This window comes from Pseudomonas sp. MM227 (assembly GCF_947090715.1).
GTDB lineage: Bacteria > Pseudomonadota > Gammaproteobacteria > Pseudomonadales > Pseudomonadaceae > Aquipseudomonas > Aquipseudomonas baltica.
On the sequence record NZ_OX352319.1, the window covers coordinates 1,480,413 to 1,492,131 of the forward strand.

Sequence of the window (11,719 nt, forward strand, 5' to 3'; positions counted from 1 at the left end):
CATGAACCGTCCTTTCAACGACCCGGGCCGCGAGGCTATCCTTTTGCGCGTGCTCTGGATGCTGGTGTTCGTGCTGGTCTGGCAGGTTGCCCAGTTCCTGCTCGGCGCGCTGGTGCTGGTGCAACTCATCCATCGCCTGGTCCAGGGCGCGCCGAACGCTGCCATGATGACTTTCGGCGACAGCCTGAGCCGCTACCTGGCCCAGATCGGTCGCTTCGGCAGCTTTCACACCGAGCAGAAACCCTGGCCGTTTTCCGATTGGCCACAGGCGCGTCCCGCCGACGGCGAAGCAGCCTATGACGCAGGCGCGGCTCGTCCCGTGGCCGACGAGCCCAAGCCATGAAGCTCTGGGTACTGCGCCACGGCGAAGCCGTCAGCCATGCCCGCAGCGATGCCGAGCGGGCCTTGACCTCGGTGGGCGAACGACAGGCGCTGGCCAGCGCGGCGCGCCTGCACGATCAACCTCTGGATGCCATTCTTGCCAGCCCGTATTTACGCGCGCAGCAGACCGCCGCTCTGGTCCATGGCGTGCTGCACGGCGCCCCGGCGGTGCAGACCGTGCCGTGGCTGACGCCTGAAAGCGATCCGCTGGAGGTGGCCGGGCACTTGCAGGCGCTGGGTCTGGAGAACGTGCTGCTGGTCAGCCACCAGCCGCTGGTGGGCAATCTGCTGAGCCTGCTCGTCCACGGCAACTTGCGCGAGCCGGAACCCATGCAGACCGCCAGCCTGGCCGAGCTGCACGGCGACTGGCCCCTGGCCGGGCTGATGTCCCTGTACGCCGTTCACCATCCCTAACCTGTCAGGAATCCTCCCATGAGTTTGTGGCGCACCGAACCGGATCTCGAACGCTTGAATGCGGCGCAGAAAAATACCATCGGCGAGTTGCTGGATATCCGCTTCGAAAGCTTCGATGCGCACTCCCTGACTGCCAGCATGGCCGTTGATGCCCGGACCCACCAGCCGTTCGGTCTGCTGCACGGTGGCGCCTCGGTGGTGCTGGCAGAAAGCCTGGGCTCCATGGCCAGTTTTCTGTGCATCGACACCGAGGGTTTCTACTGTGTAGGCCTTGAGGTGAACGCCAACCATCTGCGCGGGTTGCGCAGCGGCCGGGTGACGGGCGTGGCCCGTGCGGTGCACATTGGCCGCAGCACTCACGTCTGGGACATTCGCCTGCAGGGCGACGACGGCAAAGCCAGCTGCATTTCGCGCCTGACAGTGGCCGTGGTGCCGCTGGGGCAGAACCCGCCGGCCCGCTGAGTCATGACTGCGCCGGTCCGCGAAATCCGCCTGTCGCTGCCTCATATCGAGCTGGCCGCCCAGGTCTACGGACCCGAAGACGGCAGGCCGGTGCTGGCGCTGCACGGCTGGCTGGACAACGCCAACAGCTTTGCCCGTCTGGCGCCGAAGCTGGCCGGGCTGCGCATCGTCGCCCTCGACCTGGCCGGGCATGGACACTCCGGGCATCGTCCGGTTGGCGCCGGTTATGCCCTGTGGGATTACGCCCACGATGTGCTGCAGGCGGCCGACCAGCTGGGATGGCAGCGCTTTTCCCTGCTGGGGCACTCGCTGGGCGGGATCGTCGCCACCTTGCTGGCGAGTGCCTTGCCCGAGCGAATAGAGCGCCTGGCGCTGATCGACGGCGTGATACCGCCGCTGGGCGCTGCCGAGGAGGGGCCACAGCGCCTGGGCGAAGCCCTGCATGCGCAGCAGGCGTTGGGTCATAAGCGCAAATCAGTGTATGCCGACATCGATCGGGCCGTGCTTGCGCGCATGCAGGGTCGTATCGCCGTCAGCCACGAGGCGGCCGAATTATTGGCGGCGCGAGGGCTTGAAAGGGTGGCAGGTGGATTCAGCTGGCGTAGCGACAGCCGTCTGACGCTGCCATCGCCGGTGCGCTTGAGCGAAGATCAGGCACTGGCGTACGTGCAGGCGATTCGCTGCCCGAGCCTGTTGATCCTCGCCGAGCAGGGCCTGCTGGTGAAAAATACTGCGCTGCTGGCCCGGTTGGGGCTCCCCCTGCAGGCGCTCCCCGGAGGCCATCACCTGCACCTGAATGACGACACCGGGGCCAGGCTTGTCGCAGACTGTTTCAATCGCTTTTTTGCGATACCTTGACTTGCAGCAGGCAACTGCCGAGGCTTGTCAGGTTGAAACAGGAGAAGACCTTGATGGAACTCGCTGCTACGCTCGTTTACAGCCCTCCGGGCCACCACGCCTTGCTGCCCTCATGAATGCCTCGAAGCGGCTGCTACCGGTACTCGCCGCTCTGCTGGGCAGCGCCGCCCTGAGCACCTCAGCCATGGCCGCCGAGCTGCCCGCGCCGCCGGACGCCAAGGTCGTCGACCAACGTCCTGCGGTCGACAAGGAGCGCATCTATCCGCTGGGGTCGCTGCGCAAGATCAGCGGCAAGCTGCGCATGGACGGCCAGGTCAACGCCAGAGGCCAGGTCAGCGCCACCACGTATGAACTTCCCGAAACCCAGACCGCGCGACAAGCCTTCAACGATGCCCGCGAGGCGCTGCAGCAGGGGGGCGCGCACACGCTGTACTGGTGTCAGGCGCGCGACTGCGGTGAAAGCAGCCTGTGGGTCAACGATGTCTTCGACGGCGCGCGGCTGTCGGGGGCCGACGATCAGCAGGCGTTCGTGCTGCTGCGCCAGGCCGCTCCAGACGACAACACCCTCACAGCCATCTATGCCATTACCCGTGGCAACCGTCGCGCCTATCTGCACGTCGAAAACTTCGTTGCCGATGCGCCACTGGGCGAGTTGTTGCCCACCCCGGCCACGGTGCTGCACGAATTGCGCAGCACCGGCGATCTCGATTACCCAGCCATGGGCGAAACGCCCGATGACACCTGGGTGGCCTTGCTGGCCCGCAGCCTGCAACTCGACAGCTCGATTCGGGTGAGCGTATCCGGTGTATCGAACGCTGCGGCCGCTGCATGGCGCGATGCGCTGGTCGCCAAGGGTGTGCGCGCGGCTCGCTTGGAAACCGGTACCGAAAGCGTCAAGGGGCTGCATCTGGAAATCATTCGTTGAGCCTGCGTCGCCTTTGGAGCATTGATGCCGAGTAACGATCGCCTGCTGGTACAGATTGTCTTGCTGGCACTGCTTGGCGCCTGCCTATGGGTACTGGCGCCGTTTTGTTCAGCCCTGCTGTGGGGTGCGATCCTGGCCTACGCCAGTTGGCCGCTGATGCGGCTGCTGACCCGCTGGCTCAATGGCCGCGAGTCGCTGGCAGCCGGTATTCTCACCGGCTGCTGGATGCTGCTGGTGGTCTTGCCGCTGGTCTGGTTGGGCTTCAACCTGGCCGATCACGTGCGCGATGCGACGGCGTTCATTCGCGACGTGCAGGTCGACGGGCTGCCCGATGCGCCTGGCTGGCTGGCCGGCATTCCTCTGGTCGGTGCGAGCCTGGTCGGTATCTGGGACACCCTCGACGAGCAGGGCGCGGCGTTCCTGGCCAGCGTAAGGCCGTACCTGGGGCAAGTCGGCAATTTCCTGCTGGCGCGCAGCGCGCAGATCGGCGGCGGGATCCTCGAACTCACGCTGAGCCTGGTCTTCGTGTTCTTCTTCTATCGCGACGGGCCGCGCATGGCAGCCTTCGTGCTCCGGCTGCTGGAACGTCTGATCGGAGAGCGTGCCGGGTACTACATCGATCTGGTGGCGGGTACGGTGCAGCGGGTGGTCAACGGGGTGATCGGTACCGCCGCCGCCCAGGCGATCCTGGCCTTGATCGGCTTCCTGATCGCCGGCGTGCCTGGGGCATTGGTCCTCGGCATCGTCACCTTCCTGCTCAGCCTGATTCCCATGGGGCCGCCGCTGGCGTGGATTCCGGCCACCGCCTGGCTGGTGTGGCAGGGCGACTATGGCTACGCGATATTCCTCGGTATCTGGGGCACCTTCGTCATCAGTGGCGTGGACAACGTGCTCAAGCCCTACCTGATCAGCCGCGGCGGCAACTTGCCGTTGGTGATCGTGCTGCTGGGGGTGTTCGGCGGGCTGCTGGCTTTCGGCTTCATCGGCCTGTTCATAGGTCCGACCCTGCTGGCAGTGGCCTACAGCCTGCTGCACGACTGGACCCATACCGAACACAAGCCACTCTAGATACCCACCCTGTGGGGATCATTTTGGGTACAGCGGCGGCAACCCGGCGTTTTCCGCGGAGGGCTCCAGGGGCGGGTCGGTGCGCAGGAGGCTGCCGATCGCCCGCCACAGCTCTTCGCCCTGCCAGTATTGGCCGCTTTCGCTGTAGAGCGCGCCATTGAGCCCATCCAGAGCGTCGGACAAAGGCACGAAGCGCGCCGTCATGTCGGCCAGCGTCTCCGGCTGCTGCCGGGCCCAGGCATCCAGAGCCTGGCGGGTGGCCTGGGGGTCGTTGGCCTGGCAGGCGCGCTTGAGGTCATCGAGCAAAGTGCGCGGGCTTGGTCCGCTTTGTGCCGCGCGCAGGACCGCCGGCTGCCCACGGGCACGCCACCACAGGGCGAAGCCGATCATCGTGGTGAACGCCAGCATGACGCTGACCAGCTTCCACGGCCAGGCCACGTCCGGCTCGGCATCACGGTTACCGACCGGCGCATCGACCATCAGCCCGGCGTTGCCGGCAACCTCCAGACTGCGCGCCGGCAGACCGGTACGCTCCAGATGGTCCTCATGGGTGTTCCACCAGACCATCTCGACGCTCGGCAACTGCAGGGTGCCACTGCGCGCCGGCACCAGCGCCTCGCGTTCCTGGCGGCTGCCGATCAAACCTCGTTCACCGATCTGGTTGTTCAACTGGGGCTGATCCGGGTAGCGTCGCAAGCCTTCCACTTCGGTACCGGGCAACGCCGGCAGTTGCGCACTGGACAGCCCCTCGGCCTTTACCTCCAGTGTGCGAGTCAGAGAATCACCAACCTGGCTGCTCGGCGGGTCGGGGTTCCAACTTTCACTCAGGCTCAGGCTGCGTGCCGGCAACCACGGCGTGTCGGCGGGGTAGGCCGCTGGCACGCCCTTGACCGTCAGGGACATCTGCGCGGACGTCACCTTCATCAGCTTGCCGGGCCGCGGCGTGCTGTTGGCGCTGTCGCCAGCTGCGGGTGGCTCGACGGTGGTGGCGGTGAATGCCAGGGCGGGAATAATCAATTCGCCACTGCGTTGCGGATAGATTGCATAACGCATCTCGATGACCCCGTGGCGGACGCCGTCGATGATCTTCTCGAAGGTGCGTGATCCGCCCAGCGGCTCGATGCGCGCCTCGGCCAGTTGCAGAGGTGTGAGGCTGCTGTCGTCGTACAGGGGCACCGAGTGATAGATGCGCAAGGTCAATACTGCCTGGGCCTGCACATAGACACTGTCTTCATCCAGGCTGGCGTCGATGAACACCGGGGCCATGTTCGCGCGCAACGGCGGGTCGCTGTGCAGCACCTGCAGGACGATCGGCTGGCTGCGCAGTTCGCCCAGTTGCAGCGCAGCGATGGTAACGCTGCCGGTCTGTCGCGGGAGCAGGGTGATAATCCAGCGGGTGGTGGCCTGGCGGTCGCCGTCCAGGCTGGTCAGGCGATTGACCTGGCGCGTGTCGCGCACATCGAACGAGCCTTCGAGTGGCGTCAGGTCGGGCTTGCCGAATTGCGTGACGTCGGTGGTTTCCAGGGTCAGCTCGACCGTTTCCCCCGAGTTGAGACGCGAGCGATCGACGCTGGCCACCAACGTGGCGGCATGCGCGCATTGGCCAAGCACGGCCAGGGTTGCACTGATGCAGAGGGCGCTGAAGCGACTCATCGAATCTTGTCCTGATGTTGTTGCTGTTCATACCAGAATTTGCGCCGCAACAGCTCGGCCGGGTCGTCCGGGATCTGTCGCAGCCACTGCTCCAGGGCCTGACGCTGTTCGGCATCCAGGGTGGCCTGGGTTGGTCGTGACGGTGGCCGGGTCGTGGATTCGTCGCTCGGTGGCTGCGCCGGTGCCGGGGATTGTGCCTGATTCTGTTCTCCCCCCGCCTGACCCGAGGGGTTTTCCCGGCTGCTCTGCGCGTCGTTGTTGCCTGGGGAAGCGTCGGCGGCCGTGGACGCGTTCGGATCCTCGGCGTCCGGCGCCGTGGCGCCTGGTGCGCGGGGCTGGGCGGCCTGTTCTGCGGAAGCGGCGGGAGGCTCGGCCGGGGTCTGGCGCAGAAGCTGTTCCACCAGCGTGCGGTTGTCCAGCGCCGGCTGCAGGTCCGGCTGGCGCTCCAGCGCCTGCTCATAGGCGTCGAGGGCAGCTTCCAGTTCGCCGCTGCGCGCCAGGGCGTTCCCGCGGTTGTAGTGGTCGCGGGCGCTGTCGCCCTGGGCGAACCGCTCGGCGGCCGCTTCGTAGTCGCCCGCTTCGTACAGCGCCATGCCTTGCCACTGCGCATCGGCGAAGCGCCGCGCGGCCTGGGCCGGACGCTGCTGTTCGAGCAGGGCCTGGCCTTGCTGATCGCGGCGCAGCCAAAGGTCCTGAACATCGAAGGCATAACCTGGCTGCGGCACGATCAGCAGGCATAACGGCAAACAGAACAGCCAGCCGCGGCGGCCAGCCAGCGCCGCCAGCAACAGCAGAGGCAGCAACAGCCAATGACCTTGATCGGCCCAGCTGTCCAACTGCTGCGTCGTGCCGTTGCCGCGCAACAGCGTGGGGCGATCGAGCAAGCCGAGGTTGCGCAGGTCCAGATCATCCAGACGCGCTTGTCGGTACAGGCCGCCGACATCGGCAGCGAAGCTGCGCAGGCCGACACTGTCCAGGCGCGGCAAGCGAATCGCGCCTTGCTCGTCCTTGAGAAACTCACCGTCTTCCTGCTTCACTGGCGCCCCGTCACGGGTGCCGATACCCAGGATCAACAACTGTGGCGAGTGATTGTCCAGCCGCTGGGAAATCCCGCGACGTTCCGCTTCGGACAGCTGCGATGCCAGCAGCAGGATGCGGCCCTGACCCTGTTCGGCCTGGTCGAGCAGTTCCAGTGCGCGCTGCACGCCGAGGTCGGCGCGCTGGCCTTCGACTGGCATGATCGAGGGCTTGATCGCCTCCAGCAGGTTGCGACTGGTTCCCAGGTCGTCGGACAGCGGCACCAGCACGTGCGCGCTGCCGGCGTAGACGATAATGGCCGTCTGCGCATCGCGGCGTGCGTCGAGCAGGTCCAGCAGCTTGCGCCGCGCCTGCTCCAGGCGATTGGGTGCGACATCGGTGGCCAGCATCTCCGGGCTCAGGGCGAGCACCACCACCAACGGGTCGACGACGGTCCTGCCCGGCTGTTCGATACGCTGCCAGCTGGGTCCGAGCAGGGCCACCGCGGTCAACAGCCAGGCCAGGCCCAGTACTATCCAGGGCGCCTTGCTCTGCCGACCGCTGCCCCCGTCCAGCAGGACTCCGTGAAAGTGGCGGGGCAGCAGCAATTGCCAGCGACCCGCGCGTTTCTGCCGGTGCCACAATTGCCACAGCAGCCAGACCAAAGCTGGCCAGGCCAGCAGCCACCAGGGGCGGAACCAATGCGGCCATGCATCGATCATTTGCGCCTCCGCAATTGCAGCCGCTGCAGGCGCTCGCGCCACTGCGGAGCTGTCGGCAGAAAGCGACGCTTGCGCAGGAACAGCTGCAGGGGGTTGTTCGGCCAGTTCTGGCGCACGACCAGCAACACACTGAGCAGCAATGCCGCGCTCAGCGGCCAGCTATACAGCGCTTGCGCCGGTCGCGCCTGGGTGGGCTTCTGGTCGACCGGTTCGAGGGTGTCGAGGCTGGCGCCGATGGCTTGCAGCTGGTCGCCGTCGCGAGCACGGAAGTACTGGCCGCCGGTGATCTGCGCGATCTCGCGCAACGAGGGCTCGTCCAGGTCCAGGCTGGGATTGAGGCCGAGCATGCTCAGCGCGCCATCGGCACTGGGGTCGGCACCGATGCCGATGGTATGGATGCGCACATGCTCCTGGGCCGCCAGGCGCGCGGCAGTGATGGGATGGATCTGACCACCGTTGTTGGCGCCATCGGTGACCAGAATGAGCACCCGGCTTTGCGCCGGGCGCAGGCGCAGACGTTTGAGCGCCAGGCCGATGGCGTCGCCGATGGCTGTATTCTTCCCGGCAATGCCGATGCGTGCTTCGTCGAGCCAGGTACGCACGGTGCGTCGATCGAAGGTCAGCGGTGCCTGCACGTAGGCCTTGCTGCCGAACAGGATCAGTCCGACCCGGTCGCCCTGGCGATGTTCGAGAAAGTCACCGAGCAGGCGCTGCACCAGCTCCAGCCGACTGATGTCTTCGTTCTGCCAACGCATGTCGGGGTAGTCCATGGATCCGGACACATCCACGGCCACCAGCAGGTCGCGCCCGCTGGCAGCGATGGGCAGGGGGTCGCCCAGCCATTGCGGGCGCGCCGCCGCGATCAGCAGCAGCAGCCACAGCAGCACGTACGGCGCCTGTTGCTGCCAGGTCGGCAGGCTGATGCGTGCCCGGCGCCCGGCCAGCCCCTCGAGTTCATCGAGGAAGCTGACCTTGAGCGCCGCCTCGCCGCTGTCGGCGGCCGGCAGCAGCACGCGCAGCAGCCACGGCAGCGGCAGCAGGGCGAAGACCCACAGCCAGGCGAACTCAAACATGCTTGCGTATCCAGGTTTCGACCGACTGCTGCAGGCCGGCGATGGCCTTGTCGTCCAGCTTGCACTCAGGCTTGTAGACCCCCTCGACCAGTACCATCCAGCGCGTCAGACCGGCAGCCGGGCAGCGGTTGTCGAGGAAGGCCAGCCACTGGCGGCCATTGAGCACATGGCTGTTGGCGTTCGGGTAGTGGTTGCGGCACAGGCGCTTGAGCAGGCCGTTGATCTGCTGCAGCCAGGCTCCGGCAGGGGCGCCATCGTAGGGTCTGGGCAAGCGCGCCAGCTCTTCCAGCGCGCCTTGGCGCACCGGATCCAGGGGTTGCTCGACGGTGGCCGGCATCACGGCTTTGCGCCGCCAGCGGTGCCGCCAGTGCCAGGCAGCCCAGCCCAAGGTCGGCAGCAGCACGACCAGCAGCCACCAGCCAGGCGCCGGTGGCCACAGGCCGATAGGCGGCGGCGCGATCAATGGCTGCAACTGCTCAAGGGTACTCATTTGAGTTTGCCCGGCCGCTGCGGGTTGAGGTACTCGCGCAGCTGCTCGATCATCTCGCTCTGCGTGCTCAGGGGCATCAACAGTACACGCAGTTTTTGCCCCAGACGTTCCCATCGGGCGATGCGCGCCTCGCTCAGCGCGCGGTAGGCCAGGCGCATCTCCGGGTTCAGTGTATCGATTTCCATCTGCCTGCCGCGCTGGGCGAAACGCAACAGCCCGGCAGCCGGCAGCGCATGATCGAGCGGGTCGGAAACCGGCAGCAACAGCAGGTCGCAGTGGCGCGACAGCAGGCTGAGCTGCTGCTCGGCGCCATCGGTCAGCGCGCGCTCATCACAGATGACGATGGCCAGGCTGCCGGGGCGCAACACTTCGCGCGCCCGACGCAGGGCCATGCCCAGCGCGTCCTTTTCCGGCAGCGCTTCGGTGTGCAGCGACTGGTTCACCCGCACCAGGCGGTTGAGCAACTGCAGCAGGCTCTGCTTGCTGCGCCGGGGCTTGATCTCGTAGTGCTCGCCGTCGCCGAATACCAGCCCGCCGACTCGATCGTTGTGCCCCAGCGCGGCCCAGCCGATCAACGCCGCGGCCTGCGCGGCGAGCACCGACTTGAACATCTGGCCCGAACCAAAGAACAACCGCCGGCTCTGCTCGACGAGAATGAAGATGGGGCGCTCGCGCTCTTCGTGGAACAGCTTGGTGTGCGGCTCCTGGGTGCGCGCCGTGACCCGCCAGTCGATGCTGCGCACATCGTCACCTGCCTGATAAACGCGCACCTGGTCGAAGTCCACGCCGCGGCCGCGCAGTTTGGAGTGGTGCAGGCCGATCAACGGGCTGCGCTGGGCCGGGGTGGAGAACAGCTGCACTTCGCGCACCCGATGGCGCATTTCGATCAGCTCGGCCAGGCTGATGCGAATGCCAGGCTCTGGCCGCGGCTCCTGGGTCATGGGGCTAGGCGACGGCCACGACGTCGAGGATGCGCTGGATCACGCGGTCCTGATCGACCCCGGCGGCTTCCGCCTCGAACGACAGGATGATGCGATGACGCAGCACATCGAACAGCACCGCCTGGATGTCTTCCGGGCTGACAAAATCGCGCCCCGCCAGCCAGGCATGGGCGCGTGCGCAGCGATCCAGGGAAATGGAGCCCCGCGGGCTGGCGCCATAGGCCAGCCATTCGCCGAGCTCGGCGTCGAACTTGCTCGGGGTGCGCGTCGCCATGACCAGCTGCACCAGGTATTCCTCCACCGCATCGGCCATGTACAGCCCGAGGATTTCCTTGCGTGCGGCAAAGATGGCCTGCTGGCTGACACGCCGCTCGGGCTTGGTTTCGCCATTGAGCGCTTCACCGCGAGCCTGCTGCAGGATGCGCCGTTCCACGGCTGCATCCGGGAAGCCGATCTTGACGTGCATCAGGAACCGATCGAGCTGTGCCTCGGGCAGCGGGTAGGTGCCTTCTTGCTCGATCGGGTTCTGCGTCGCCATCACCAGAAACAACGGCGACAGGTCGTAGGTACTGCGACCGACACTGACCTGACGTTCGGCCATGGCCTCGAGCAGGGCCGACTGCACCTTGGCCGGCGCACGGTTGATCTCGTCGGCCAGCACCAGGTTGTGGAAGATCGGCCCCTGCTGGAACACGAAGCTGCCGGTCTCGGGTCGATAGATCTCGGTGCCGGTGATGTCGGCCGGCAGCAGGTCCGGGGTGAACTGGATACGGTGGAACTGAGCCTCGACGCCTTCGGCCAGTTCCTTGATGGCTTTGGTCTTGGCCAGCCCCGGCGCGCCCTCGACCAGCATGTGACCGTCCGCCAGCAGCACGATCAGCAGACGCTCGACCAGTTTCTCCTGGCCAAGGATCTGCGTTGAAAGAAAGGTTCGCAGCGCCATCAGCGCTTCACGATGTTCCATCGTCGACGGTTCCTGAAAAAGGGACCGAGTACGCAGGTGAGGGCGTCTTGGCCGGGGGTCACTACTTTAATGCATTGGCGGGTGGCAGAGAAATCGGTGTGTTCGATCGGGCACCTCTGGATCCCGTAGGAGCGGCCAGTGGCCGCGAAGAAGCTTGCACGGCCAGAGAGATCGGTTGGGTTGGCCGGCCATTTCGCGGCCACTGGCCGCTCCTACACGTATACAGATATACAGAGCTGCGGAGAGCGAGGTCAGCCGATTTCCAGCGTACCCACGCCCTCCAGCAGAATCCTCAACGTCTCTTCGATCTGCGCCAGCTCTGCCGCGTCGCTGGCATGCACGATCTCCAATAGGTCATCCCCACCGAACACCGCGGCATCCCCGGCTGCCACGGCCACCAGCAGGCGGTCGGCGCTCAAGGTGACCTTGAGGTCGCGCAGCAGGTAAGGGTCGTCGCCGAGGGTGATCTCCAGCTCTTCTTCGTCCGGAAAGCGCGTCATCAGAAACATTTCGTCTGCGCTGCCGTGGCAGCACAGCAGCGCCATGTCGTCTTCTTCCTCGTCACGGGGGTTGGCCAGCAGCAGAGTGGCGGTGATGCGCATACGGGGGAACCTGTCATATGAATATGCCATGATTATACCCGACTACTGTCCGATCGGCTGGAACGCCCGTACCAGCGGTCTCGTACGACAACTCCTGCATGACCGAATATGTCGCCGCACCGCAAGAGTGCATGCCGGGCTCTGGGTAA

The 11,719-nt window shown here is 66.0% G+C and carries 13 protein-coding genes; 6 read left to right on the forward strand and 7 right to left on the reverse strand.

Translation table 11 applies throughout. The features are described 5' to 3' along the window. The first annotated feature begins 1 nt into the window (after position 1). The 6 genes from ONG87_RS06795 to ONG87_RS06820 all read left to right on the forward strand — a co-directional run bounded on the left by ONG87_RS06795 (position 2) and on the right by ONG87_RS06820 (position 4,108). Positions 2–343: a DUF4389 domain-containing protein gene (locus ONG87_RS06795; protein WP_192103805.1), complete on the forward strand. Its 342-nt coding sequence runs from the start codon at positions 2–4 to the stop codon at positions 341–343. After that, positions 340–795: a phosphohistidine phosphatase SixA gene (gene sixA, locus ONG87_RS06800; RefSeq protein ID WP_264382489.1), complete on the forward strand. Its 456-nt coding sequence runs from the start codon at positions 340–342 to the stop codon at positions 793–795. Before ONG87_RS06795 ends, sixA begins: the two co-directional genes overlap by 4 nt. Positions 796–813: 18 nt before the next feature. Then, positions 814–1,257 (forward strand): hotdog fold thioesterase, encoded by a 444-nt coding sequence (locus ONG87_RS06805; protein WP_264382490.1) that lies wholly within the window; start codon positions 814–816, stop codon positions 1,255–1,257. 3 nt (positions 1,258–1,260) lie between these two features. Next, complete coding sequence (locus ONG87_RS06810; protein ID WP_264382491.1) at positions 1,261–2,115, forward strand: alpha/beta fold hydrolase; 855 nt, start codon at positions 1,261–1,263, stop codon at positions 2,113–2,115. 184 nt (positions 2,116–2,299) lie between these two features. Beyond that, a complete protein-coding gene (locus ONG87_RS06815) occupies positions 2,300–3,040 on the forward strand; it encodes a DUF4892 domain-containing protein (protein WP_244652129.1) in 741 nt (246 codons plus the stop codon). 24 nt (positions 3,041–3,064) lie between these two features. Next, positions 3,065–4,108: an AI-2E family transporter gene (locus tag ONG87_RS06820; protein ID WP_122479115.1), complete on the forward strand. Its 1,044-nt coding sequence runs from the start codon at positions 3,065–3,067 to the stop codon at positions 4,106–4,108. 18 nt (positions 4,109–4,126) lie between these two features. Here the strand turns inward: ONG87_RS06820 and ONG87_RS06825 are convergent, their stop codons facing one another. From ONG87_RS06825 to ONG87_RS06855, 7 genes are all read right to left on the reverse strand, one after another. Then, positions 4,127–5,761 (reverse strand): BatD family protein, encoded by a 1,635-nt coding sequence (locus tag ONG87_RS06825; protein WP_264382492.1) that lies wholly within the window; start codon positions 5,759–5,761, stop codon positions 4,127–4,129. Next, complete coding sequence (locus ONG87_RS06830) at positions 5,758–7,500, reverse strand: VWA domain-containing protein (RefSeq protein WP_264382493.1); 1,743 nt, start codon at positions 7,498–7,500, stop codon at positions 5,758–5,760. The genes ONG87_RS06825 and ONG87_RS06830 overlap by 4 nt, the downstream gene beginning before the upstream one ends. Then, positions 7,497–8,573, reverse strand: coding sequence for a VWA domain-containing protein (locus ONG87_RS06835; RefSeq protein ID WP_122713125.1), 1,077 nt, complete (start codon positions 8,571–8,573; stop codon positions 7,497–7,499). The genes ONG87_RS06830 and ONG87_RS06835 overlap by 4 nt, the downstream gene beginning before the upstream one ends. Further along, positions 8,566–9,063 (reverse strand): DUF4381 domain-containing protein, encoded by a 498-nt coding sequence (locus ONG87_RS06840; RefSeq protein WP_122479108.1) that lies wholly within the window; start codon positions 9,061–9,063, stop codon positions 8,566–8,568. Before ONG87_RS06840 ends, ONG87_RS06835 begins: the two co-directional genes overlap by 8 nt. Then, the gene (locus tag ONG87_RS06845) at positions 9,060–10,004 is read right to left on the reverse strand and encodes a DUF58 domain-containing protein (protein WP_122479107.1); all 945 of its coding nucleotides are present in this window, start codon (positions 10,002–10,004) and stop codon (positions 9,060–9,062) included. The genes ONG87_RS06840 and ONG87_RS06845 overlap by 4 nt, the downstream gene beginning before the upstream one ends. Before the next feature lie 4 nt (positions 10,005–10,008). Next, positions 10,009–10,968, reverse strand: a complete 960-nt coding sequence (locus ONG87_RS06850) for a MoxR family ATPase (protein WP_122479105.1) — start codon at positions 10,966–10,968, stop codon at positions 10,009–10,011. Between the two features lie 251 nt (positions 10,969–11,219). Next, positions 11,220–11,570 carry a hypothetical protein gene (locus ONG87_RS06855; protein WP_192053999.1) on the reverse strand — a complete coding sequence of 117 codons (351 nt, stop codon included), beginning with the start codon at positions 11,568–11,570 and terminating at the stop codon, positions 11,220–11,222. Between the last annotated feature and the right edge of the window lie 149 nt (positions 11,571–11,719).